22 protein-coding genes are annotated in these 22,366 nt (G+C 74.4%); 11 read left to right on the top strand and 11 right to left on the bottom strand.

What is annotated here, in order from left to right:
- Nucleotide 1 precedes the first annotated feature (1 nt).
- From ACZ6EG_RS25035 to ACZ6EG_RS25025, 3 genes are read right to left on the bottom strand one after another with little or no spacing between them, the layout of a single operon-like run.
- Complete coding sequence (locus ACZ6EG_RS25035) at nt 2-1,489, bottom strand: tripartite tricarboxylate transporter permease (protein ID WP_356606611.1); 1,488 nt, start codon at nt 1,487-1,489, stop codon at nt 2-4.
- A gap of 1 nt (nt 1,490) precedes the next feature.
- Nucleotides 1,491-2,039: a tripartite tricarboxylate transporter TctB family protein gene (locus tag ACZ6EG_RS25030; protein WP_391969328.1), complete on the bottom strand. Its 549-nt coding sequence runs from the start codon at nt 2,037-2,039 to the stop codon at nt 1,491-1,493.
- Entirely contained in the window at nt 2,036-3,022 is a 987-nt protein-coding gene (locus ACZ6EG_RS25025; RefSeq protein WP_356606929.1) for a Bug family tripartite tricarboxylate transporter substrate binding protein, read from the bottom strand. The genes ACZ6EG_RS25030 and ACZ6EG_RS25025 overlap by 4 nt, the downstream gene beginning before the upstream one ends.
- A 362-nt stretch (nt 3,023-3,384) precedes the next feature.
- Here ACZ6EG_RS25025 and ACZ6EG_RS25020 point away from each other — a divergent pair, with 362 nt between their 5' ends.
- Together ACZ6EG_RS25020 and ACZ6EG_RS25015 are read left to right on the top strand one after the other, a co-directional pair.
- Nucleotides 3,385-5,028 carry a sensor histidine kinase gene (locus ACZ6EG_RS25020; RefSeq protein WP_469607741.1) on the top strand — a complete coding sequence of 548 codons (1,644 nt, stop codon included), beginning with the start codon at nt 3,385-3,387 and terminating at the stop codon, nt 5,026-5,028.
- The gene (locus tag ACZ6EG_RS25015; protein ID WP_469607738.1) at nt 5,025-5,816 is read left to right on the top strand and encodes a response regulator; all 792 of its coding nucleotides are present in this window, start codon (nt 5,025-5,027) and stop codon (nt 5,814-5,816) included. The genes ACZ6EG_RS25020 and ACZ6EG_RS25015 overlap by 4 nt, the downstream gene beginning before the upstream one ends.
- A gap of 91 nt (nt 5,817-5,907) precedes the next feature.
- On the opposite strand, the gene ACZ6EG_RS25010 is transcribed toward ACZ6EG_RS25015, so the two are convergent.
- Complete coding sequence (locus tag ACZ6EG_RS25010) at nt 5,908-6,513, bottom strand: TetR/AcrR family transcriptional regulator (RefSeq protein WP_469607857.1); 606 nt, start codon at nt 6,511-6,513, stop codon at nt 5,908-5,910.
- A 257-nt stretch (nt 6,514-6,770) separates the two neighbouring features.
- On the opposite strand from ACZ6EG_RS25010, the gene ACZ6EG_RS25005 reads away from it, so the two are divergent.
- Genes ACZ6EG_RS25005 through ACZ6EG_RS24990 form a run of 4 tightly spaced genes read left to right on the top strand, consistent with a single transcriptional unit; the run spans nt 6,771 to nt 11,629 of the window.
- The gene (locus ACZ6EG_RS25005) at nt 6,771-7,370 is read left to right on the top strand and encodes a 2Fe-2S iron-sulfur cluster-binding protein (protein WP_469607735.1); all 600 of its coding nucleotides are present in this window, start codon (nt 6,771-6,773) and stop codon (nt 7,368-7,370) included.
- Nucleotides 7,367-8,359 (top strand): FAD binding domain-containing protein, encoded by a 993-nt coding sequence (locus tag ACZ6EG_RS25000; protein ID WP_469607732.1) that lies wholly within the window; start codon nt 7,367-7,369, stop codon nt 8,357-8,359. The genes ACZ6EG_RS25005 and ACZ6EG_RS25000 overlap by 4 nt, the downstream gene beginning before the upstream one ends.
- A complete protein-coding gene (locus ACZ6EG_RS24995) occupies nt 8,356-10,506 on the top strand; it encodes a xanthine dehydrogenase family protein molybdopterin-binding subunit (RefSeq protein WP_469607729.1) in 2,151 nt (716 codons plus the stop codon). The genes ACZ6EG_RS25000 and ACZ6EG_RS24995 overlap by 4 nt, the downstream gene beginning before the upstream one ends.
- Nucleotides 10,499-11,629 carry an XdhC family protein gene (locus ACZ6EG_RS24990; RefSeq protein ID WP_469607726.1) on the top strand — a complete coding sequence of 377 codons (1,131 nt, stop codon included), beginning with the start codon at nt 10,499-10,501 and terminating at the stop codon, nt 11,627-11,629. The genes ACZ6EG_RS24995 and ACZ6EG_RS24990 overlap by 8 nt, the downstream gene beginning before the upstream one ends.
- Nucleotides 11,630-11,850: 221 nt before the next feature.
- On the opposite strand, the gene ACZ6EG_RS24985 is transcribed toward ACZ6EG_RS24990, so the two are convergent.
- From ACZ6EG_RS24985 to ACZ6EG_RS24975, 3 genes are all read right to left on the bottom strand, one after another.
- Nucleotides 11,851-12,621, bottom strand: coding sequence for a polysaccharide deacetylase family protein (locus ACZ6EG_RS24985; RefSeq protein WP_469607723.1), 771 nt, complete (start codon nt 12,619-12,621; stop codon nt 11,851-11,853).
- Nucleotides 12,622-12,743: 122 nt separating this feature from the next.
- Nucleotides 12,744-13,658 (bottom strand): DMT family transporter, encoded by a 915-nt coding sequence (locus ACZ6EG_RS24980; protein WP_469607720.1) that lies wholly within the window; start codon nt 13,656-13,658, stop codon nt 12,744-12,746.
- A gap of 27 nt (nt 13,659-13,685) precedes the next feature.
- Nucleotides 13,686-14,540: an SDR family NAD(P)-dependent oxidoreductase gene (locus ACZ6EG_RS24975; RefSeq protein WP_391969319.1), complete on the bottom strand. Its 855-nt coding sequence runs from the start codon at nt 14,538-14,540 to the stop codon at nt 13,686-13,688.
- A gap of 184 nt (nt 14,541-14,724) precedes the next feature.
- Between ACZ6EG_RS24975 and ACZ6EG_RS24970 the strand changes: the two genes are divergently transcribed.
- The 3 genes from ACZ6EG_RS24970 (at nt 14,725) to ACZ6EG_RS24960 (ending at nt 17,017) form a co-directional block, all read left to right on the top strand.
- Nucleotides 14,725-15,867, top strand: coding sequence for an MGDG synthase family glycosyltransferase (locus ACZ6EG_RS24970; RefSeq protein ID WP_469607717.1), 1,143 nt, complete (start codon nt 14,725-14,727; stop codon nt 15,865-15,867).
- A gap of 187 nt (nt 15,868-16,054) precedes the next feature.
- Nucleotides 16,055-16,441: a DUF2267 domain-containing protein gene (locus tag ACZ6EG_RS24965; RefSeq protein ID WP_391969318.1), complete on the top strand. Its 387-nt coding sequence runs from the start codon at nt 16,055-16,057 to the stop codon at nt 16,439-16,441.
- Between the two features lie 81 nt (nt 16,442-16,522).
- Nucleotides 16,523-17,017, top strand: a complete 495-nt coding sequence (locus ACZ6EG_RS24960) for a DUF1360 domain-containing protein (RefSeq protein ID WP_391969317.1) — start codon at nt 16,523-16,525, stop codon at nt 17,015-17,017.
- A gap of 133 nt (nt 17,018-17,150) precedes the next feature.
- Here the strand turns inward: ACZ6EG_RS24960 and ACZ6EG_RS24955 are convergent, their stop codons facing one another.
- Nucleotides 17,151-17,549: a DUF5997 family protein gene (locus ACZ6EG_RS24955; protein WP_383636871.1), complete on the bottom strand. Its 399-nt coding sequence runs from the start codon at nt 17,547-17,549 to the stop codon at nt 17,151-17,153.
- Nucleotides 17,550-17,723: 174 nt separating this feature from the next.
- On the opposite strand from ACZ6EG_RS24955, the gene ACZ6EG_RS24950 reads away from it, so the two are divergent.
- Nucleotides 17,724-18,551 carry a LysR substrate-binding domain-containing protein gene (locus ACZ6EG_RS24950; protein WP_469607712.1) on the top strand — a complete coding sequence of 276 codons (828 nt, stop codon included), beginning with the start codon at nt 17,724-17,726 and terminating at the stop codon, nt 18,549-18,551.
- An 18-nt stretch (nt 18,552-18,569) separates the two neighbouring features.
- Here ACZ6EG_RS24950 and ACZ6EG_RS24945 read toward each other — a convergent pair whose 3' ends face one another.
- The 3 genes from ACZ6EG_RS24945 to ACZ6EG_RS24935 form a co-directional block, all read right to left on the bottom strand.
- Nucleotides 18,570-19,310, bottom strand: coding sequence for a DUF4142 domain-containing protein (locus tag ACZ6EG_RS24945; protein ID WP_391969315.1), 741 nt, complete (start codon nt 19,308-19,310; stop codon nt 18,570-18,572).
- 99 nt (nt 19,311-19,409) lie between these two features.
- Nucleotides 19,410-20,105 carry an HAD family hydrolase gene (locus ACZ6EG_RS24940; RefSeq protein WP_469607709.1) on the bottom strand — a complete coding sequence of 232 codons (696 nt, stop codon included), beginning with the start codon at nt 20,103-20,105 and terminating at the stop codon, nt 19,410-19,412.
- Between the two features lie 28 nt (nt 20,106-20,133).
- Nucleotides 20,134-20,610, bottom strand: coding sequence for an Lrp/AsnC family transcriptional regulator (locus tag ACZ6EG_RS24935; RefSeq protein ID WP_356606641.1), 477 nt, complete (start codon nt 20,608-20,610; stop codon nt 20,134-20,136).
- Between the two features lie 203 nt (nt 20,611-20,813).
- Between ACZ6EG_RS24935 and ACZ6EG_RS24930 the strand changes: the two genes are divergently transcribed.
- On the top strand, nt 20,814-22,337 hold the full coding sequence (locus tag ACZ6EG_RS24930; RefSeq protein ID WP_469607705.1) for an FUSC family protein: 1,524 nt from the start codon (nt 20,814-20,816) through the stop codon (nt 22,335-22,337).
- Nucleotides 22,338-22,366 lie beyond the last annotated feature (29 nt).

The following is a 22,366-nucleotide window of genomic DNA, read 5'->3' as shown; positions in this document are numbered from 1 at the left end:
CTCAGTGGCGCACCCTCCGTACCAGCCGCTTCACCAGCGGCCACGCCAGCAGCAGCACGATCACCGCGTAGACCGTCACCGCGAACGGCGTGTCGACCAGGCCCGTCGCGCTGCCGTCGCTGATCTGCAGCGCGCGGCGGAGCTGCTGCTCGGCGTTGGGGCCGAGGATGACGCCGATCACGGCGGGCAGGATCGGCAGGCCGTAGCGCCGCATGCCGAAACCGACCAGGCCGATGACGAGCAGGGTCACCAGGTCGATGACCTCGCCGCCGACCGCGTACGCGCCGACGGCCGCGAAGAACATGATCCCGGCGTACAGGTAGGGCCGCGGGATGCGCAGCAGCTTGGCCCAGACCGGTGCCAGGGGCAGGTTGAGGGCGAGCAGCAGCACCATGCCGACGAACAGGGAGGCGATCAGGCCCCAGACCAGCTCCGGTTCGCGTTCGAAGAGCAGCGGGCCCGGCTGGATGCCGTACTGCTGGAACGCGGCCAGCATGACCGCCGCGACCGCAGTCGTCGGCAGGCCCAGGGTCAGCATGGACACCAGGGTGCCCGCCGCCGAGGCCGACGCCGCAGACTCGGGGCCCGCCACGCCCTCGATCGCGCCCTTGCCCCACTCGTCCTGGTGCTTGGACAGGCGCTTCTCCGTGACGTACGACAGGAACGTGGGGATCTCCGCGCCGCCCGCCGGGATGGCGCCGAACGGGAACCCGATGAACGGGCCGCGCAGCCAGGCCTTCCAGGTCCGCCGCACGTCGCCGCGGCCGAGCCAGGGACGGCCCACCGGGATCGGCTCGGCCGCACCGCGCCGCAGGTGCGCCGCCACCCACAGGGCCTCGCCGATCGCGAACAGACCGACCGCGACGATCACCACGTCGACGCCGTCGGCGAGTTGGAGGGAGCCGAACGTCAACCGCTGCTGGCCGGTCATCTGGTCCAGGCCCACCAGGCCGATCGTCAGGCCGATCAGGAGGGAGGCCAGGCCTCTGACGCGCGACGAACCGAGCACGGACGTCACGGCGATGAAGGCGAGCACCATGATGGCGAAGTAGTCCGGCGCGCCGATGTCCACCGCCAGGTCGGCGACCACCGGTGCCAGGGCCACCAGCAGCACCGTGCCGATCATGCCGCCCGCGAAGTGGCCTATCGCGGCGGCCGCCAGCGCCTGGGCCCCGCGTCCTGCCTTGGCCATGGGGTTGCCCTCCATGGCCGCGACCACGGCGGCGCTCTCGCCGGGCGTGTTGAGCAGGATGGACGTGGTCGAACCGCCGAACATCGCACCGTAGTAGATGCCGGCGAACATGATGAACGCGGCGACCGGATCGAGCCCGTACGTCACCGGCAGCAGCAGCGCCACCGCCATCGCCGGGCCGATGCCGGGCAGGACGCCGATGGCCGTGCCCAGCAGCACTCCGAGCGCGGCCCACAGGAGGTTGAGCGGGGTGAGGGCCGTTCCGAAGCCGTCCATGAGGGAGTTCAGGGCGTTCATGTCAGAGCACTCCCATCAGCGGACCGCCCGGCAGCGGAACCCCGAGCAGCTTGTCGAAGACGACGTAGGTGAGCAGGGACAGCATCGCGGCGATCAACGGATCGCGGTCCACCCGGCGGCTGCCGAGGGCGAAGGCGGCCCCCCAGAACAGGAGCGCACCGGCGACGGGGAAGCCGGCCGGCTCGATGAGCACCGCCGAGCCGAGGAAGATCCCGGCGAGCAGCAGCACCGTGCGCCAGTCGGCCGGTTCGGACAGGTCGACGTCCTCGCCGCCCTCGGCCTCGCCCCGGCCGCCGCGCAGGACGTCCACGGCGAGCAGCGCGGCGATCAGCAGCAGGCCGGCGCCGACCACGACCGGAACGGTCCTGGGGCCGACCGGCCCGCGCTGGGTGAGGTCGACGTCCATGGTGAGCGCGTCGGTCAGGACCACGGCGCCGAGCGCCAACAGCAGTACGCACACGCCCAGTTCGGAGTGCTCGCGCAGCCAGGAGCGCCGCTCGGGCGCCGACGCCGGGTCCGGGGCGGGGGTGGATTCGGTCCGCGTCGTCACAGTCCCAGCTCCTTGAGTACCGACACCACGCGCTTGTCCTGGGCGTCCAGGAACGCGCCGAACTTCTCACCGGTGAGGAAGGCGTCGTCCCAGCCGTTCTGCTCCAGGGACTTCTTCCACTCGGGCGAGGCGTGCAGTTCCTCGACCAAGCGGATCAGCTTGTCCCGCTCCGCGTCGGACAGGCCGGGCGGGGCGACGACGCCGCGCCAGTTGGTGAAGTCCACGTCGTAGCCGGACTCCTTGAGCGTCGGCGCCTGCGGGAGGTCGTCGACGCGCTCCGGGCCGGTCACCGCGAGTACCCTCAGCTCGCCCGCCTTGATCTGGTCCAGGTACTCGCCGACACCGGAGACCCCGAAGCCGACCTTGTCGCCGAGGATCGAGGCGAGCAGCTCGCCGCCGCCGTCGAAGGGGATGTAGTTCACCGACCGGGGGGAGATCCCGGCCGCCTGCGCCATCAGCATCGGCGCGAGATGGTCGGGACCGCCCGGCGAGGAGCCACCGCCCACCGGGACCTTGCCCGGGTCCTTCTTCCAGGCGCCGATCAGCTCGTCGATCGTCCTGTACGGCGAGTCCTTGGCGACCACCACGACGTCCTGCTCCTCGGTGAGGCGGGCGATCGGCGTGGTGTCGGCGAGGGTCTTGGGCGCGTGGTTGGAGCGGGCGGCGCCGACGACACCGAGGCCCATGGACATGGCGAGCTTGCCGTTGCCGTGCTCGCTCACCAGTCGGCTCAGCCCCACGGTGCCGCCGGCGCCGGGCAGGTTGAACACCTCGATGTTGTGCGTCAGTCCGGCGTCCTCGGCGTTCTTCGCGGCCGTGCGGGCGGTGATGTCGTAACCCCCGCCGGGCGTGTTGGGAACCATGAAGCGCAGGCCGGGGATCTGGGTGCCGTTCCCGGCGTCGCTGCCCGTGGAGAGCAACGGCGGTCCCGCGAGGACGAGCACGGCGGCCCCGAGCAGGGCGAGGGGGGTGCGCAGGCGCACGTATGACACCACCTGTCGGTTGGGTAGATCGGTACGGGAGAGCCCTGTGGGGGAGGGTGACGTGGGCCACATGGTGCCCGTGCCCCTGCTCCCTGTCTTCCTTGCGGAACCAAGGGAGGTTGTGGTCTTTGCGGTCACGGCCGCGCGGGGCCGGCGCCCCCGCGGTGCGTCTCCGAAGGGTCGCCGCTTCATCGCCGGTTCATTGCGAAGACAACACATCCCTTTCCTTCGCCGCAGGTGGGCGCCATGATGGCGACCCGGCACAGCCGCCGGGCGCCCCGCCCTCCCGCCGCGCCTCGCCCCGCCCCGTACTCCCGCCCCCGCCCTCCAGTCCCCGCCCGTCCGTCGAGATCGAGTCCGTCGTGGCCCCCACCTTCCGCCGTCAGACCCTCGCGGGCGAGATGCTGGTCCTCCAGCTCGCCATCGTCGTGGTGGTCCTGCTCGCGGTCGCCGCCGTCTCGCTCGCCCAGTCCGAGGCCACCTTCAACCGCGTCGAGGGGCGCCGGGTCACCGCCCTGGCCGAACAGCTGGCCGCCACTCCGCTGGTCCGCAGCCAGCTTCTGCGCCCCGTGCCGCAGGAGGCCCTGGCCCCGCTGGTGAACTCCACACAGACCCAGTCCGGGGTCACCTCGGTCACGGTGGCCGACGCCGACGGCCGCGTCGTCAGCTCCACCGACCCCACGGCGATCGGTGGCCGGCTGGCGCGCGGCGAGGGGGCCGGAGACGGGCGCGGCTGGTCGGGGCCGCTGACGGTGCGGGGCGGCCGGGAGCTGGTCGCCCAGGTGCCGGTGCTCGGCGCCACCCGGCAGACCCTCGGCCGGCACCTGGGCACGGTGATGGTCGGCGAGGCCGACCCCACGGTGTGGCAGCGGCTGAGCGGTGCCTCCTCCTACCTGCTGGCCTACCTCGGCATCGCGAGCGGACTCGGAGTGGCCGGTTCCTGGCTGCTCGCCCGGCGCGTCAAACGGCAGACCCTCGGCCTCGAACCGCGCGAGATCGCCGGACTCGCCGAACACCGGGAGGCCATGCTCTACGGCATCGCCGAGGGCGTCGTCGCCCTCGATCCGCAGCACCGGCTCACCCTGGTCAACGAGATGGGCCGGCGCCTGCTCGACCTGCCCACGGACTGCGTGGGCCAGAGTCTGGACGGCCTCGGCATCGACGGACGCCTGCGCGACGTCCTGGCCGGCGCCACCGACGCGGCGGAACCGGGCGACGAGGTCGTCGTCCGCCACGGCCGGGTCCTGGTGATGAACCGCATGACGGTGACGCAGCACGGCCGCCCGCTCGGCTCCGTCACCACTCTGCGCGACCGCACCGAACTGGCCCGCCTGGAACGGGAGATCGGTGCCTTCCGCAGCACCTCCGAGCTGCTGCGTGCGCAGGCCCACGAGTTCGCCAACCAGCTGCACACCATCTCCGGCCTCATCCAGATCGGCGAGCAGGACGAGGTCGTGCGCTACATCCGCGCGCTCAACCAGCGCCGCCACTCCCTGGACGTCACGCTCAGCCGCCGGGTAGGCGACACCGCCGTCGCCGCGCTGCTCACGGCGAAGTCCTCCCTCGCGGCCGAGCGCAGGGTCGCCCTGCGCGTCTCGGACCGCACGGCGCTCGACCGGCTGGCCCCGGCGGACGCCGCCGACGTGGCCACCGTGGTCGGCAACCTCGTCGACAACGCCGTGGACGCCGCCGCGGCGCCCGGCGACGGCCAGGAGGCGTGGGTGGAGGTCGAGCTGCGGCAGGACGCCACCGGCGTCGAGATCGTGGTGCGCGACTCGGGGCCGGGGGTGGCCCCCGAGCTGGCCCGTGAGGTGTTCTCGCACGGCTTCACCACCAAGGCCGCCCGGCAGGGCGAACGCGGCATCGGCCTGGCACTGACCCGGCTGGTCTGCGAACGCCACGGCGGTGAGATCTCGGTGACCAACACCCCCGAGGGCGCCATGTTCACCGCACGCATGACCGTCGGCCACCTCACCGAAGCGGTGGCGGAAGGAGCAGCACCATGACGGGTACCAGCGGCCCCGCCGCCGTGACGGGAGCGGCGCCCCACGACGCCGGGGCCGCGATCGGCGTGCTGGTGGTCGACGACGACTTCATGGTGGCCCGGGTCCACCGGGCCTTCGTCGGACGCGTCGAGCCCTTCCGGGTCGTCGGCGTGGCCGGCACCGGCGAGGAGGCCCTCGCGGCGGTCGGCGAGCTGCGCCCCGACCTCGTCCTGCTCGACCTGTACCTGCCGGACGTCTTCGGCCTCGACGTCATCCCCCGGCTGCGCGCCGCCGGCCACGACTGCGACGTCATGGTCATCAGCGCGGCCCGGGAGGCGGACGCGGTGCGCGGCGCCGTCCGGCACGGCGTGGTCGACTACCTGCTCAAACCGTTCGAGTTCGAGGACCTGCGGGTCCGGCTGGAGCGCTACGCCGTCCAGCGGGGCCGCCTGCTCGGCACGGTGGTCCGCAGTCAGGCCGACGTCGACCGCGTACTGGCCGCGGCGGCACCGGCCGCCGCGGTGCCGGCGTTGCCCAAGGGCATGAGCGTGGAGACCGCCGAGCTGGTCGAACGGACCCTGCGCGCGGCCGACGACACCCTGTCCGCCAGCGAGTGCGCGGCGCTGACCGGCGTGTCCCGGGTCAGTGCCCGCCGCTACCTGGAGTACTTCCACACCGTCGGCAGCGCGGACGTGTCCCTGCGGTACGGCGTGGCCGGACGGCCGGAACGCCGCTACCGCTTCCGGGAGCGTCCCGCGGGGCTCGGGACGGCCGGGGCCGCACCCGGGGCCCGGCCGCCGGGACGGTGAGCGCGCGCCGGGAGCCGGGTGGACGGCACGACGGAACGGCCTGACCGTTGCGCGGCCGCCGCGGAAGGCGGGGTGGGCGCGGTCGGCATGGTCACCGGCCGGGCGCGCCCGCGCGCAGTCCGTCCATCACCAGGTCCAGGAGCCGGGTGACCCTCGGCTGCCAGTCCTCGCGCGGGTCGACCTGCCAGAGGCCACCGATGGCGAGAAGGAAGTCGTCCGCCGTGACGCCGGGGCGGATGGTCCCGGCCTCGTCGTTGGCGCGGAGCAGGAGTTCGGCCGCGTCCACCACGGGCGTGGGACCCGGCTTGACCGGCCCTCCGGGCGTGGAGGTGACCAGCCTGATCGCGTCCGCCAGCCCGGCCTTGGTCATGGCGAACCGGGCCAGGCGGTCCATCCACTCGCGCAGGGCCTGCTCGGGGTCCCGGGTGGCCAGCAGCTGGCGCGCGGCTTCGGCCACCTGCTGCATCTCGTAGCGGTAGACCTCCAGGACGAGCGCCTCGCGGTGCGGGAAGTTGCGGTAGACGGTGCCCTGGCCCACGCCGGCCTTCCTGGCGATGGCGCTCAGCGGCGCGTCCGCGCAGCGCGTCAGTTCCTCCCTGGCCACTTCCAGGATGCGCTCGCGGTTGCGCTGGGCGTCCGAGCGCAGGGGAGTGTCCTTCTTGTCCCTGCCCGGGTGAGGCACTCCTCCTCCTTGCATGGTCATGGCCGAATACCGTCCTTGCTAAGCGGACAACTGTCCGTTACGTTTTCGTGAGCGGACAGTTGTCCGGTTGTCAGCCACGATAGCGGCGGAACGGGTCGGCGTGACCCGCAGGTGCGCTCGAACACGGGCGAAACCATTCTCCGCCGCCTGTCTCCCCGCTCACCGGATACAGCCCACAGCCGACAGCCCACAGCCCACAGTCACCGGACCCAGTCACCAGACGCAGTCACCAGACACAAAGAAGGCTGATCATGGCCCCAGCGCCCTCGTCGACGTCCAGCGCCGTCGTCCTGACCATCAACGGCGAGAAGCACCAGCTGACCGTCGACCACCGCACCACCCTGCTCGACGCCCTGCGCGAGCGCCTCGACCTCACCGGCACCAAGAAGGGCTGCGACCAGGGGCAGTGCGGCGCCTGCACCGTCCTGGTCGACGGGCGCCGCGCCGTCTCCTGCCTGAACCTCGCCGTCGCCGCCGAGGGGCGGGAGATCACCACCATCGAGGGCATGGCCGAGGGCGACCGGCTGCACCCGGTGCAGCAGGCCTTCCTCGACCTCGACGGCTACCAGTGCGGCTACTGCACGCCCGGCCAGATCTGCTCGGCCGTCGCCGTCATCGAGGAGCACGCGGCCGGCTGGCCCAGCGCCGCCACCGAGGACGTCCGCCCCGAGGCCGGACCACCACCCCTGACACCGGACGAGATCCGCGAACGCATGAGCGGCAACCTGTGCCGCTGCGGTGCCTACGTCTCCATCGTCCAGGCGGTCGCCCGCGCGGCCGAGGCCCACGACGCGACGGCCCACGACGACGACGGTGCCCGCGAGGGCTCCACCGAGGGGGCGGCGGCATGAGGGAGTTCGGCTACCAGCGCGCCGACGACGTCTCCGGCGCGGTGGCACTGCTCGCCGCCGACCCGGACGCCCGTTTCCTCGGCGGCGGCACCAACCTCGTCGACCTGATGAAGACCGGCGTCGAGCGGCCCGCCCGCCTCGTCGACCTCCGCGACCTCCCCCTGGACGGCATCGGACCGACCGCCGACGGCGGCCTGCGCATCGGCGCGACCGTCACCAACAGCGACCTCGCCGCCCACCCCGAAGTGCGCCGCCGCTACCCGGCGTTGACCCAGGCGGTGCTGGCCGGCGCCTCCGGGCAGCTGCGCAACATGGCCACCGTCGGTGGCAACCTGCTCCAGCGCACCCGCTGCGGCTACTTCACCGACGTGAGCAAGCCGTGCAACAAGCGCGCCCCCGGCAGCGGTTGCCCCGCCGTCACCGGCGAGCACCACAACCACGCCATACTCGGCGCCTCCGACCACTGCGTGGCCGTGCACCCCTCGGACATGGGCGTCGCCCTCACCGCCTTCGACGCGGTCGTCTCCTACGAGACACCGGACGGACCGGGCGAGTCGCCGCTCGCCGACTTCTACCTCCCCGTCGGCGACACCCCGCACCGCGAGACCGCCCTGCCGCCCGGCGCGCTGATCACCGGCGTGATCCTGCCGGCCGCCCCGGTCGCCGCCCGCTCCCGCTACCGCAAGGTCCGCGAGCGCGCCTCGTACGCCTTCGCGATCGGCTCGGTCGCCGCCGCGCTCGACGTCGAGGACGGCGTCGTACGCGACGCACGGCTGGCCTTCGGCGCGGTCGCCTCCCGGCCCTGGCGGGCCCGTGCCGCCGAGGACGTGCTGATCGGCGCGCCGGCCGACGGCGCGACCTTCGCCGCCGCCGCGGACGCCGAACTCGCCGCCGCCAGGCCGCTGCCCGACAACGGATACAAGGTGACCCTCATGCGCAACCTCGTGGTGGCCGTCCTGACCGAACTCACCGAGGAGGCCGCCCGATGAGCACCGCCACCACCGGCCCCGCGACGGTCAAGGGCGCCGTCGGCACCTCGCACACGCGCGTGGAGGGCCGCGACAAGGTCACCGGAGCGGCCCGCTACGCCGGCGAGATCCCCTTCGCCGACCTCGCGCACGGCTGGCTGGTGCTGTCCACCGTCGCCCGCGGCCGCATCCGCTCGATGGACACCGACGCCGTCCTCGGCATGCCGGGCGTACTCGCCGTCCTGCACCACGGCAACGCCCCGCGCCTCGAGACCGACTACATCGGCATGCTGGGCATCGCACCGGACCCGACCGCCGCCGTCTTCCAGGACGAGCGGGTGCCGCACGCGGGCTGGCCGGTCGCCCTGGTCGTCGCCGAGACGCCCGAGCAGGCGCGGGAGGCGGCCGAGGCCCTCGCCGTCACGTACGACACGGAGCCGCACGACATCGCGCTCACGGCGGACCACCCCGGCGCCTACCCGGCCGACGGACACATGCCGGCGGAGACCGAGAAGGGCGACCTGGCGGCCGGGCTCGCCGCGTCCGCCGTCGTCGTCGACGAGGAGTACACCACTCCCGAAGAACACCACAGCATGATGGAGCCGCACGCGGCCACGGCCCGGTGGGACGGCGGCCGGCTGGAGGTCGTCGACTCCAACCAGGGCGCCACCTGGGTCCAGGGCGAGCTGGCGCGGATGTTCTCCCTCGACGAGTCCGCGGTACGGGTGCGCTCCGAGCACATCGGCGGCGGCTTCGGCAGCAAGGGCCTGCGCGCCCACCAGGTGTCCGCGGTCATGGCGGCGACCCTTCTGCAGCGACCGGTGCGGGTGGTGATGACGCGGCGGCAGATGTTCTCGCTGGCCGGCTACCGCAGCCCCACCGCCCAGCGCGTACGGCTCGGCGCCGACGCCGACGGCCGGCTGCGCGCCCTGGAGCACCGTTCGCTGAACCAGACGTCGACCGTCTACGAGTTCGTCGAGCCCGGCGCCGGTGTCGCCAGGGTGATGTACGACGCCGAGGCCCACCGCACCGCCAACCACGTCGTACGGCTCGACGTGCCCTCCCCGACCTTCATGCGGGCGCCGGGCGAGGCGCCGGGATCCTTCGCGATCGAGGTGGCGCTCGACGAACTCGCCGAGCGCTGCGGCGTCGACCCGATCGAACTGCGCCTGCGCAACGAGCCCGACGTCGGCCCGGTCTCCGGGCTGCCGTTCAGCAGCCGCAACCTCGCGGCCTGCTTCCGCGAGGGCGCCCGGCGGTTCGGCTGGGCGGAGCGCGACCCGCGCCCCGGTGTGCGCCGGGACGGGCGCTGGCTGCTGGGCACCGGTACGGCCGCCGCCTCCTTCGGAGCGGGTGCCGGTCCCTCCACGGCCCTGCTGACCGCGGAGGCCGACGGCACCTTCACCGTGCGGATCGCCGCAGCCGACATCGGCACCGGCGCCCGTACCGCCCTGACCCTGGTCGCCGCCGACGCGCTCGAGGTGGCGCCCGAGCGGGTCCGGGTGCGGATCGGGGACAGTGACTTCGGACCGGCGATGATCGCGGGCGGCTCCATGGGCACGCGGTCCTGGGCCTGGGCGATCACGGCGGCGGCCGGTGAACTGCGCGAGCGGCTCGCCCTCGGCACGAGTGTCCCGCCCGAGGGAATCACCGTGCGCTCCGACACCACCGAGGCGCTCGGTGCCCTCGCGCAGAAGGAACGGCACTCCTTCGGGGCGCAGTTCGCCGAGGTCGCCGTGGACACCGCCACCGGTGAGGTGCGGGTGCGCCGGATGCTCGGCATCTTCGCGGCGGGCCGCATCGTCAACCCGCTCACCGCCCGCAACCAGCTCGTCGGCGGCATGGTCTGGGGCATCTCCATGGCCCTGCACGAGGAGGCGGTCCGGGACCGGGTGAGCGGCGGCCTCTACGGCCCCGACCTCGCCGGTTACCACGTCGCCAGCCACGCGGACGTCCAGGACGTCCAGGCGGACTGGGTCGACGACCCCGACCCGGACGACCCGGTCGGCATCAAGGGCGTCGGCGAGATCGGCATCGTCGGTGCGGCGGCGGCCGTCGCCAACGCCGTCTGGCACGCGACCGGGGTGCGCCACCGGAACCTGCCCATCCGGCCCGACCGCGTGCTCTCGGCTCCGGCACCCGACGGCGGGGGAGCGGACGGTGCTTGACATCGCCGACGAGCTGGACGGATGGCTCACCGAGGGCCGGGAGTTCGCGGTCGCCACGGTCGTCTCCGTCGGCGGCAGCGCGCCGCGCGGCCCCGGCGCCGCCCTCGCCGTCGACAGCGCGGGCACGGCGGTCGGATCGGTCTCCGGCGGCTGCGTCGAGGGCGCGGTGTACGAGTTGTGCGCCGAGGCCCTGCGCAGCGGCGAGCCCGTGCGGCAGCGGTTCGGCTACAGCGACGAGGACGCCTTCGCGGTGGGACTGACCTGCGGCGGGGTCATCGACGTGCTGGTCACGCCGGTCGGCGCGGACGCGCCCGTACGGGAGGTCCTCCGGGCGGCCCTGTCGACCGCCGCCCGGGGCGGGACCGCGGCCCTCGCCCGGGTCGTCGAGGGCCCGGCCGGACTGCTGGGCCGGGCCCTGCTCGTTCGCCCCGACGGCTCGTACGAGGGAGGGCTCGGCGGCCACCCGGACCTGGACCGTACGGCGGTGGCCGAGGCCCGGGCCCTGCTGGAGGCCGGCCGCACCGGCACGGTCGGCCTCTCGGAGGACGGTTCGCACTGCCCCGGCGGACTCACGCTGCTCGTCGAGTCCAGGGTGCCGCCGCCCCGCATGATCGTCTTCGGGGCGGTCGACTTCGCCGCGGCGCTGGTGCGGGCCGGCAAGTTCCTCGGTCACCATGTGACGGTGTGCGACGCCCGGCCCGTCTTCGCCACCGCGGCCCGCTTCCCCGAGGCCGACGAGGTGGTCGTGGACTGGCCGCACCGCTACCTGCGGAGCACGCCGACCGACGCACGCACGGTGCTGTGCGTCCTCACCCATGACGCCAAGTTCGACGTACCGCTGCTGACGGAGGCCCTGCGGACGCCGGTCGCGTACGTCGGTGCCATGGGCTCGCGCCGCACCCACGAGGACCGCGACCGGCGGCTGCGCGAGGCGGGCCTGACCGAGCAGGAGCTGTCCCGGCTCCGCTCACCGATCGGCCTGGACCTCGGCGCCCGGACGCCCGAGGAGACCGCGCTCTCCATCGCGGCGGAGATCGTCGCCGCCCGGCGCGGCGGAACGGGCGCACCCCTCACGGGCGGGGCGGCACCGATCCACCGCGACCTCACGGGTGTGGCCGCCTGACCCCTGCCGGCCGGGGGTCGGTCCGGTGGCTCCGTTCGGTGGGTCCGTCCGGTGGCAGCGGTACGGCGGACGAGCCGTGGCGGGTGGCGGGCGGGTGCCGTGGCCCTGTCACCGGGCGGGGGCCGGTCCGGAGCGGTCCGTCCCTGTCCGGCGGCTCCCCGGCCGCCCGACCCCTGCCGGCCGGTGGCTACCGGCCGGTGGCGGCTGCCCGGACCGGGCCGTCACCGGGCCGGTGCCGGCGTGTGCCGCGCGTCCGGCCGGCCCACCGCGTGCTCCCCCAGCGGCCCCACCGCCAGCCCCGCCTCCCGGCAGTCGCGCACGATGCCGGGCAGGGCGCCGAGGGCGGACCGCCAGCTGCCGGGGGCGGAGGCGTGGTCGGTGTCGTGGAGGAGGATCGTGCCGCCCCCGCGCAGGTCCGCCGCGACGGTGCCCCGCACGGACGCGGGCGTGGCGTCCGGCCGCCAGTCCTTCCCCCACGCGGTCCACAGCACCGGCCGCAGCTCCGCCCGGTGTGCCGCGGCCCAGCGTCCGGAGGTGAGGATGCCGTAGGGCGGGCGGTACCAGACCGGGGCGCACCCGGCGACCTCGCCCACCGCGTGGGCCGCCCGCAGCAGCTCGCGCGCGTCCCGCGCAGGGGCCGGTGTCCAGGGACGGTCGTGCGACCAGCCGTGGACGGCGAGTTCGTGTCCCCGCCGAGCCTGTTCACGGGCGGTCGCCGGGTGGCGGACGACGTCCTCGCCGAGCAGGAAGAACGTCGCCCGTACGCCCAGCTCGTCCAGCAGGTCGAGGAAGCGCGGGGTGGACGCCGGATCGGGGCCGTCGTCGAAGGTGAGCGCGATGTGGTCGGGGCGGCCCAGTCCCGCCAGACCCGGGAACGCGCGCCGGCGGAACCCCGGCAGCCAGGTCGCGGCCGGGCCGACGTGGGCCAGCGCGAGGGCGACCGGTGCGGCGGCGTACACCGCCGCTCCGATGGCCGGTCCCCTACGCCGCATCGTGTGCCTCCTGTCCCGGTGCCACGTGAACCCGTCATGTCCCCCACCGGTGCTGGTCCCGGCCCTCCCGCCGACCTCGTTGCCGACCGCCTTCACGCTCCCGCTCCTCGTCACGTCCCTGCTCAAGCTCCGGCCGTCTTCCGTCCGGCAGGCCCGTCCCGCGCCGCGGGGGCCGTGTCCCACGCCCCGTGGACCGACGGTGCCCGGGCCAGTCCGATGCTGCCGAGACCGATCAGTGCCACGCCGACCAGCTCGGGCAGCACCCGCACCCCGAGGGCGATCTCCTCGCCGAACAGCGCCCAGCCCAGGGCGACACTGGTCAAGGCGTCGCCGAGGGTCAGCGCCGGTTGCGACGCCGCGAGGGTCCCCGCCCGCAGCGCGCTCTGGAGCAGCAGGAAGCTGACGACCCCCACGACCGCCGTGGCGTACGGCGGCCACTGGGCCAGCATCGCGCCCACCCCCTGGGGCAGGCGACCGGTGACCTCCTTCAGCAGCGCCGCGGTACCGCCGAACGCCACCGCGGACGCCGATCCGAACAGCGCGGCGCGGGGTGCGCCCCGCACCAGGCTGCCGACCGAGGCGAGGGCCGTCACCAGGACGAACAGCACCAGGCCCGCCCAGCCCCAGCGCCCCGGGGTGGCGGTGTCCTGACCGGCCGACGGGCTGGCGGCGCCGAGGAACAGCGCGAGCCCCACGGCCAGGGCCACGAAGGCCAGCCAGGTCCGCAGGTCGGGCCGCCGGTGGAAGACGACGCTGCCGACCATCAGGGTGAAGAGCAGTTCCGTGGCCATCAGCGGCTGGACGACGGACAGGCTGCCCACCGCCAGCGCGGCCCCCTGCAGGACCGTCGTCAGCGCGAGCAGCGCCGCGCCGCCGACCCAGTACGGGTCGCGCACCAGCCGCAGCAGCGAGCGCACCGCCGTGTGAACGGCGCCCGCCCGGTCCTCGTCCTGCGCCGCGGCCCGGCGCTGCAGGACCGACGCCGCGGCGTTGGACAGCGCCGCGAACAGGGCGAGGACGACGGTGAGGACACTCACCGCCGCGCGTTCCCGCTCATCCGGAACTCACCCGAACCGCGTGGCCAGTCGCCGGTACAGTCCCGGAGCCGCACCCCGCACCCGGCACGGCAGCCGCAGCCAGCCGGGGACGTACACCTCGTCCCGGCCCCGTACCACCGCGGTGCGCACCGCCTCGGCCACCCGCTCGGCGGACACGGGACGTGGCCGTGAGCGCCGGTAGGGCGTCCCGCGGCGCTCGAAGAACGGCGTGTCGACGACACCGGGCACCACATGCGTGACCCCCACCCCGGTGCCCCGCAACTCGTAGCGCAGGGCGTCCGCGAAAGCGCCGACCGCGGCCTTGGCGGCGGAGTACACGGCCTCGTCGCGCACCGCCACGCTGCCCGCCAGCGATCCGATGAGCACCACCCGTCCGGCCCCGGCCTCCACCATCCCCGGCAGCACCAGCCGTACCAGCCGCAGGGTGGCCGGCACGTTGATCTCCAGCACCTCGTCGATGGTGTGCGGGGGCATGTCCACGAACTCCCCGGCCCAGCCGACCCCGGCCCCGGCCACCAGCAGGTCCACCGGCCCCACCGTCGCCAAGGTGAAGTCGGCGAGCTGCCGATCGGCGCCGGGAAGGGTCAGGTCCGCCGCGAAGGCGGTGGCCGACGCCTCCTCGGCGACCGCACGCAGCCGGGAGGGGTCGCGTCCGCTGAGCACCAGCCGCCAGTCACCCTCGTCGCCCAGCCGGCGGGCCACGGCGGCGCCGATGCCGGAGGAAGCCCCGGTCACGAGCGCGGTGCGCGTCCGCGTGCCCCGGCCGCCGACGGGCTCCCGTCGCGGCCGGGCGTGATCCGCGTCGGGCGCGACGATCCGCGGTCCGGGGGCCGACCGGGGGCGGGAGAACGCATGGACCATGAGGACCACCTTGGCTCGGGGCGGACACCGGCGAGCAGCCGACCGGGCGGTCGGGCTCCGGCGTCCGGCCGGACGGGCGATCACGGAGTATCCCCGACAGAGCGCCCGAAACGCCCGGTTATGCAGCGGTTTGGATCGTGCCACACGGGCAACTCGGGCCGCCGTGCGTCCTCGCAGCTCATCGATGCCCCGCCGTTCCGCGGACTCCCCGCCCGGTCCGCCGGACGGCCGGCGCCTGCTGGTGCTCAGCGCGAGCATGGGCGCCGGGCACGACACGGTCGCCGCCGAACTCGTCCGGCGGGCCGAGGAGCGCGGTGAGACGGCCGTGACCGTCGACGTCCTCACGCTGCTGCCGTACGGCCTGGGCGGGGCGCTGCGACGCTTCTACCGCGGGTCGGTACGCCACTTCCCCTGGGCGTACGCCCTCCTGTACCGCCTGTTCCTGCGCCCCGGCACCGGACGCCGCCCCGGCGGCACGCCTCTGGCCCGGCTGGCCGGCGGCCGGCTGCGGGAGCTGACCGAGCGCACGGGTGCCGACGTCGTCGTCCCCGTCTTCCACCTCGGCGCCCAGCTGACCGGCCACCTGCGTGCCCGGGGCCTGCTGCCCGTCCCCAGCGTCGTCCTCGTGATCGACTTCGCGGTCCACCGGCAGTGGCTGCACTCCGGCAACGACCACTGTCTGTGCCTCACCCCGGAGGCGGCCCGCGAGGTGCGGGAGAGCACCGGCACGCGCGCGTCGACGTGCGGTCCGGTCGTGGCGCCCGAGTTCTTCGCCGACCCTCCCGGGGCGGCCGGGTGGCGGGGTCTCTTCGACCGGCTCGGTCCGGGGCGGCCCGCCGTGGTGCTCTCCGCCGGCGCCTGGGGGGTCGGCTCGCGTCTGCGCCCCACCGTCCGGTTCCTGGCGGATCACGGGTTCCTGCCGGTTGTGCTCTGTGGGGACAACGAGCGGCTGCGTCGTGCGCTGTCCGGGACCCCGGGGGTGCTGGCGCTGGGCTGGGTGACGGACATGCCCGGCCTGCTGCACGCCGCCCGCGCCCTGGTCGACAACGCGGCCGGCCAGACCGCCGTACAGGCGCTCGCCGCCGGGCTGCCGGTCGTGGGGCACCGCCCCATCCCCGGCCACGGTGCGGACGGCGTCCGGCGGATGGCCGCGCTGGGCGTCTCGGACCTCGCCGAGGACGACGCCTCGCTGCTCCGCGCGCTGCGGCGGCTCACCGCCCCCGGCCCGGCCCGGCGGGAGCGGATCGCCGCCGGACGGGCGCTGTTCACCGACGACGCCGTGACCCGGTTGCTGGCCCTCACCGACGCCCGGCGGACGTGCCGGTGAGGCGACCCGCCACGGACCGCGCGTCCACGTGAGGCGTGAAGGAACGTGCTCGGGCGCCCGTGCGCGCCGAGCCCGAGCGGTCCCGGGCCCTTTCCCTCTCCGTCCCGATCGCGATCCCGAATCCGTTTCCCCCGCCGGGCCACGGGCACCCGGCTCCGCAGGAGAACCGGTGGAAGGAGGCGACGCCGTGCAGCTCGACGCATTCCTGACCCTGGTCCGTGACCGCGGCGAGTACCACAGCGAGGACGAGGCCGAGCAGGTCAGCGCGGCCGTCCTCTGGGCGGTGGCGTCCCGGGTGGGGCCGGAGGAGGCCGCCGCGCTGGCTTCCGACCTGCCGGAACCGCTGGGCGACGCGCTGCGCCTGGAACGCGGGCGCCCGGAGACCTTCGGTCGCGAGGAGTTCCTCCGACGCGTGGCCCAGCAGACCGGGGCGCGGCCGCGCACCGCGGAGTGGGACGCGGGTGCCGTGCTCTCGACCCTCACCGAAGCGGTCCCCGGCGAACGCGTCGACCGTCTCCTGACCCACCTGCCCGCGGACTGCGCCGACCTCTTCGGCAGGACCGCGGAGCGCTGAGACCGACCCGGTTCACGCGTGTGGACGGCGGGAACCGGGCACTCGGCTCCCGTCCGATAGGCGGTTCAGGAGGAGGCATCCATGACGGACGGTGAGCAGCGCTACGACGGCGCGGAGGAGGAGACGCCGCTCGGCGGGTACGCCGCGCTCGCGACGACCTTCGCGGCAGGCGTGGCGGTCTTCGCGGCGACGGCTCGGGGCCGCGGGCTGCGACTGCCGGACACTGTCCCGCCCTGGGACCTGGCCCTGCTCGGGACGGCGACGTTCAAGGCCTCACGGCTGCTGACCAAGGACAAGGTCACCGGCTTCCTGCGGGCGCCCTTCACCCGGCACGAGCATGACGGCGACGCGGCTACGGTGGGGGAGACGCCGCGCGGGAAGGGTCTGCGCCGGGCCGTGGGCGACCTGGTCACCTGCCCGTTCTGCGCGTCCGCCTGGGTGGCCGGAGGGCTCGTCGGCACCTACGCCGTGGCTCCCCGGGCCGCCCGGCTGCTGAGCGCGGGTCTGAGCGCCGTGGCCGTGTCGGACTGGTTGCAGTACGCCTGGAGCCTGACGGAGCAGAAGGCCGACGAGTGAGCGCCGGGGAGTGAGCGCCGGGGAGCGGGCCGATCAGGTCGGTGAGCCGCGGACGGCCGTGAGCCGGCGCGCACGGGGCACAGGGTGAGTCGGTGACCGGTTCGGTGCCCGCGAGCGCGTCCGTCGCGGAAGGTCAGTCGCGCTCGGCCCGCTCCGCGCGCTCGGCGTGCAGCTTCTTCACGCGGGCGGTCTCCTTGCGCACGTCGGCCTGGACGTTCTGCTCCCGCTCCAGCCATTCCGGGCGCTCCTGCTTCAGCGCCTCGATCTGGTCCGTGGTGAGCGGTTCCGAGACGCCGCCCCGGTGCAGGCCCGCGATGGAGACACCCAGCTTGGCCGCCACCACCGGCCGCGGGTGCGGACCGTCGCGCCGCAGGTCCCGCAGCCACGACGGCGGATCGGTCTGGAGCGCGTTCAGCTCGGCGCGCGTGACGACGCCCTCCCGGAACTCGGCGGGTGTGGCCTCGAGGTACACACCCAGCTTCTTCGCCGCGGTCGCGGGCTTCATGGTCTGGGTGTTCTGGTGCGACGTCATGGTGACAAGGGTATCGAGCGTCCGAGCGACCGCCGACCACGCCGGGTGACGGCGGGACCCGGCCCTCCCCGGCGACCACGTCCTCGGTCACGGGCATCGACCGGGTCCCTCGCCCCTGGCTTTCGCCCCCGGCCCTCGACCGCGCTCCTCGACCACGCCCGGTAACCTGGCCGGGTGACAGGCTCGGTAGAACCCCCCTCGTTCCGGCTCGCCTACGTCCCGGGGGTGACGCCCGACAAATGGGTGCGCATCTGGAACGAGCGCGTGCCCGACGTCCCGCTGTCCCTGACCCAGACCACCCCCGCCGAGGCGGGCGGCGTGCTGCTGGGCGGCGACGCCGACGCCGGGCTGGTCCGGCTGCCCGTCGACCGGACCGTGTTCAGCGCGATCCCTCTCTACACCGAGACCACGGTCGTGGTGGTCCCCAAGGACCACCTCGTCACCACGGCCGACGAGGTGACCGTCGAGGACCTGGGCGACGAGATCGTGCTGCACCCCCTGGACGACGTCCTCGGCTGGGAGCGGCCGCCCGGCCGGCCCGCCCTCGAGCGTCCGGCCACCACGGCGGACGCCGTCGAGCTGGTCGCGGCCGGGATCGGTGTGCTGCTCGTGCCGCTGTCCCTGGCCCGGCTGCACCATCGCAAGGACCTCACGTACCGGACGGTCACGGACGCGCCCGAGTCGGGTGTGGCGCTGTGCTGGCCGGAGGACGCGCACACGGACCGCGTGGAGGACCTGATCGGCATCGTCCGGGGCCGGACCGTCAACAGCACCCGCGGCCGGCCGGCCGCCACGGCACGGCAGCAGGGCGAGCGCACCGGGACGGCCCACGCCGGGCGCAAGCCGACCGCCGGGGGACGGGCCGGCGGCGGAGGCAGAAGCGGCGCCAAGGGCGGAGCCAAGAGCAGCGCCAAGGGCGGCGCCAGAGGCGGAGCCAAGAGCGGCGGCAAGGGAAGCGGTGCCGGCAAGGGCGGGCGGCGCGGCAGGCCCCGCCAGCGGTGACCCGGCGGGGCGGCCGCGTCAGCGGACCGTCGGACTGGGCGTCGGCGCCGAGGTGTTGACGTCCAGCCCGGGCGGCTGGGTGAGGGAGAGCACCGGCTCACCCGGCTGCGGCGCCGGAGGCGTGAGCTGCACCTTGGGCAGGCCGGGCGGGGCCGACTGCTGGAAGTTGACCTGGTCGAAATTGACCAGGCCGGTCTTCTCCAGCACGGTGATGTGGTCCAGGACCGTGTCGTTGGCCTGGTCGGCCAGCTGCCGCACCAGGGAGTTCTTGGTGTTGGCGCGGATCTTGGCGATGGCCGGGAAGATCTGGCCGTGCGTGATGCGCATGATGTTGACCGCCGTCGTGTCGAACTGCTTGCCCGTGGTCCCGTCCACGGTCGACACGAACTGCTGCTGCTGCGGGGAAGCCAGGTTGGGCAGGGTGATGCCCAGCTCGGGCGCGATCTTGCGGCAGGTCGCGTCGAGCCGCGAGTGCCCGACGACGAGGTGCTCCCCGGCCTCCTTCATCTCCGGTGTCGTCCCCCGCTCCATGGCCATCAGCCCCAGCGGGTGCTCCCACAGCCCCGCGGCCCTGACCTTCACCACGAAGTCCCGGTCGGCCTCGGTGAGCGGCCCGTACAGCGTGTTGGTGATGACGCGGTCCTGGGCACTGGACGTGTTCTGCACCCCGAGCATGGTCGGATACGCGAGCGCGGTGAGGGTGAGGACCAGGGCACCGGCCACGAAGGCGGTCCCTGCCGTGGTGCGCGTGATGCGCATCGTGCCTCCTGGGGCGAGGACAGACTCGGACACCAGGAGGTACGGATGCGGGCGGCGAACCGATCACCTCCCCGGGCAAAATTTCGGCGCCCGGTACGGTCAGGCGGCGCGGGCCGCCCGTACGAGCCACTCGTACGCCGCCCGCGCCGTGAACTCCGCCTGCCCTCCGCGCACCAGCAGGTCGGCGGTGGCGAACTCCGGGGCATCGGCCTGTGCCGCGAGGTACGGGACCGCGATGCAGCGCATTCCGGCCGCGTGCGCGGCGGCGGCTCCGGGGGCGGCGTCCTCCAGGACCACGCAGTCGCCCGGGTCCGCCCCGAGCCGCCGGGCCGCCTCCAGGAAGACGTCGGGGGCGGGCTTGCCCTCGGTGACCTCGTCCGCCGAGACGACCGTGCGCAGCCACGCGTCCAGTCCGGTGCGGGCCAGGATCGCCGTGATGGCCTCGGGCGACGAACCCGACGCCACCGCCAGGGGCACCCCGTCGTCCGCCAGCAGTTCGACGAACGCGCGCATCTGCGGGTACGCGCGGACCGAGGTGCGCGCCAGTTCCAGGTAGTGGCGGTTCTTCACGGCCAGCAGTTCCTCCACCGGGGCCCGCAGGCCGTAGCGCCGCCTCCAGTCGGCGACGGTCTCCCGGGTGCTGATGCCCACGTACCCCTCGTGGTCCGCCCATCCGAAGTCCCGCACGCCGTACTCGGCCAGGGTCCGACGGCCCGCTTCGTAGTAGTTCGGCTCGCTGTCCACGAGCGTTCCGTCGAGATCGAAGATGACCGAGATGCCGTCGAGGGTGCTCATGGTGCCCAGCATGCCAAGGGGTCGGGGGTCACTTCCGCGCCGTCCGCCCGATCGACTCCACCAGGGGCAGCAGCCGGTGCGGGACGCGCTCGCGCAGCGCCACCTCGCTGCGGGTCCGCACGACGCCGGGCAGGCTGATCAGCTTCTGGACCACGTCCTCCAGGTGTGCGTTGTCGCGCGCCACGACGCGGGTCATCAGGTCACCGCCGCCCGTGATGGAGAAGGCCTCGACGATCTCCGGGACGGCGGCCAGCGCCTCGCCCACCTCGTCCAGGTGGCCCTGGGTCACCTCGATGTGCACGAACGCGAGGACCGGGTGGCCCAGTGCGGCGGGGGAGAGGGAGGGTGCGGTGCCGGTGATCACACCGTCGCGTTCCAGGCGGTCCAGCCGGGCCTGGAGCGTGCCCCGGGCGACCCCGAGGAGGCGCGCGTACTCGCGCACGCTGGTGCGCGGCCGCTCCAGCAGCAGCCGGAGGATGCGGGTGTCGAGTTCGTCGACCGCCATGGTGCCGGGTCCCTTCGTCGGCCAATGGCTCTTCGGTGGCCGTGCAAGTGCCGCGGAAACTGTACCAATGGCCCACTCGTGCGCGGTCCTGTTGAGCCAGTGGTGGGAGGGATGCTCCTATAGGCAGGTCGATGGCGCTGCGGATCCCGCGGCGCCTTTTTCGTGCCGGTGACTTCCGGGTCGGTAGAAGGGGGCGGTAATCAGTGCTGAAGAGGGTGTTCGTGAGCCCGGACCCGGGGCGGACGCGGCTGCGGTTCGCCGCCCGGGCCGTCCTCGGTATCGGTCTGGCCGTCGTCGTCTGCGGCCTGGCCGGCACCTCCCTGGTGGGTGCCGTCATCGGCGGGCTCGCCGCGCTGCTCGCCCTGTTCACCGTCACCGACGCCACCGTGCGCGGGCAGGCGGTGACCACCGCGCTGCTGCCGGTCACCGGACTGCCCGTGCTCGCCGCGGCGGCCGCGCTGCACGACCTCCCCGTGGCACGGGACCTCACCTTCCTCGCCGTCGTCGGCGTCGGCGTGTACGCCCGGCGCTGGGGTCCGCGCGGGCACAGCCTCGGCGTGTTCGCCTTCATGACCTTCTTCGTCGCCCAGTTCCTGCACGCGACCACGGACCGGCTGCCCGAGATGTTCGCGGCCGTCCTGCTGTCCGTGGCCACCGCCGCGGCGGTGCGCTTCGGCATGTGGTGCTACGAGCGCCGCCAGCCGCCGCCCTCCGCCCCCGCAGCCTCCTGGGCGTACCTCCCGGGCCGTCCGGGCACGGGTGGCGTCGTCCGCCCGGCCCGTATCACCACCCGCCAGGCCGTCCAGGCCACGGCGGGTGCCGGCTTCGCCCTGGTCGTGGGCCAGCTGGTGTCCGACGAGCGCTGGTACTGGGCCGTCGGCGCCACCTGGTGGGTGTTCGTCAACACCACCTCGCGCGGCGAGACCCTGGTCCGCGGCTTCCGCCGGGTCCTCGGCACGGTCGTGGGCATCGGTCTCGGCTTCCTCGTCGCCGTCCCGGTCGCCGGGTCCGCGGTGCCCACCGCCGTACTCGCCGCCGCCTGCGTCTTCGGCATCTTCTACACCGCCGCCGTCTCCTACACCTGGATGATGCTCTGCGTGACGCTCCTCGCCGAGCTGCTCTACGGCCTGCTGGGCGTCCTCACCCCCGGGCTGCTCGCCCTGCGGCTCGTGGAGACCGGAGTGGGCGCGCTGGGAGCCGCGCTCGCGGTGCTGTTCGTCCTGCCCGTCACCACGCACGCCGTCAACGACGCCTGGATCCAGCGCGCGCTGCGCTGCGTCCACGCCTGCACCGCCGAGGCGGCCGCGCGCCTCGCCGGAACCGAGGGCGCCGACCCGGCACCGAGGGTGGCCGAGCTGGAGCAGCTGCTCGGCCGGGTGCGGCTGTCGCTCGCCCCGCTCGTGCACCCGCTGAACCCGATGTACGGCCGCAAGCGCCGCGCCCGCCGGGTCCTCGCGCTGCTCGACGACTGCGCCCGGGAGATCCGCGGCCTGGTCGCCGTCGCCGCCGACCCGGAGGCCTCGCACGACGCACGGCTGGCCGCCGCCTGCTGGCGGGTCGAGCGCGCCGTCGAGGCACTCACCGGAGGCGGAGCGGTCCCCGCCCGGGCCGACGGGCCCGGCGCCACCGAACCCGCGCTGGTCCATCTGCACGGCGTGGAACGCGCCCTGGCCGAACTCGCCGCGCCGCTGCACGCCCCCTCCCGCCCACCGATTGCCGGCGCCTGATCCCGGCCGGCACCGCGCCACCCGTTTGG

It is taken from the genome of Streptomyces sp. NPDC041968 (assembly GCF_055589025.1).
Note: the sequence above shows the minus strand (reverse complement) of the source record. Positions and strands in the feature narration are given on the sequence as shown.

Coding starts and splice junctions, on each gene's coding strand:
- ACZ6EG_RS25005 (WP_469607735.1), top strand. CDS start 6,771: ATGGCCCCAGCGCCCTCGTCGACGTCCAGCGCCGTCGTCCTGACCATC.
- ACZ6EG_RS24995 (WP_469607729.1), top strand. CDS start 8,356: ATGAGCACCGCCACCACCGGCCCCGCGACGGTCAAGGGCGCCGTCGGC.
- ACZ6EG_RS25010 (WP_469607857.1), bottom strand. CDS start 6,513: ATGCAAGGAGGAGGAGTGCCTCACCCGGGCAGGGACAAGAAGGACACT.
- ACZ6EG_RS24970 (WP_469607717.1), top strand. CDS start 14,725: ATGCCCCGCCGTTCCGCGGACTCCCCGCCCGGTCCGCCGGACGGCCGG.
- ACZ6EG_RS25015 (WP_469607738.1), top strand. CDS start 5,025: ATGACGGGTACCAGCGGCCCCGCCGCCGTGACGGGAGCGGCGCCCCAC.
- ACZ6EG_RS24935 (WP_356606641.1), bottom strand. CDS start 20,610: ATGGCGGTCGACGAACTCGACACCCGCATCCTCCGGCTGCTGCTGGAG.
- ACZ6EG_RS25000 (WP_469607732.1), top strand. CDS start 7,367: ATGAGGGAGTTCGGCTACCAGCGCGCCGACGACGTCTCCGGCGCGGTG.
- ACZ6EG_RS24945 (WP_391969315.1), bottom strand. CDS start 19,310: ATGCGCATCACGCGCACCACGGCAGGGACCGCCTTCGTGGCCGGTGCC.
- ACZ6EG_RS24955 (WP_383636871.1), bottom strand. CDS start 17,549: ATGACGTCGCACCAGAACACCCAGACCATGAAGCCCGCGACCGCGGCG.
- ACZ6EG_RS24985 (WP_469607723.1), bottom strand. CDS start 12,621: ATGCGGCGTAGGGGACCGGCCATCGGAGCGGCGGTGTACGCCGCCGCA.
- ACZ6EG_RS24975 (WP_391969319.1), bottom strand. CDS start 14,540: ATGGTCCATGCGTTCTCCCGCCCCCGGTCGGCCCCCGGACCGCGGATC.
- ACZ6EG_RS25035 (WP_356606611.1), bottom strand. CDS start 1,489: ATGAACGCCCTGAACTCCCTCATGGACGGCTTCGGAACGGCCCTCACC.
- ACZ6EG_RS24940 (WP_469607709.1), bottom strand. CDS start 20,105: ATGAGCACCCTCGACGGCATCTCGGTCATCTTCGATCTCGACGGAACG.
- ACZ6EG_RS24960 (WP_391969317.1), top strand. CDS start 16,523: ATGACGGACGGTGAGCAGCGCTACGACGGCGCGGAGGAGGAGACGCCG.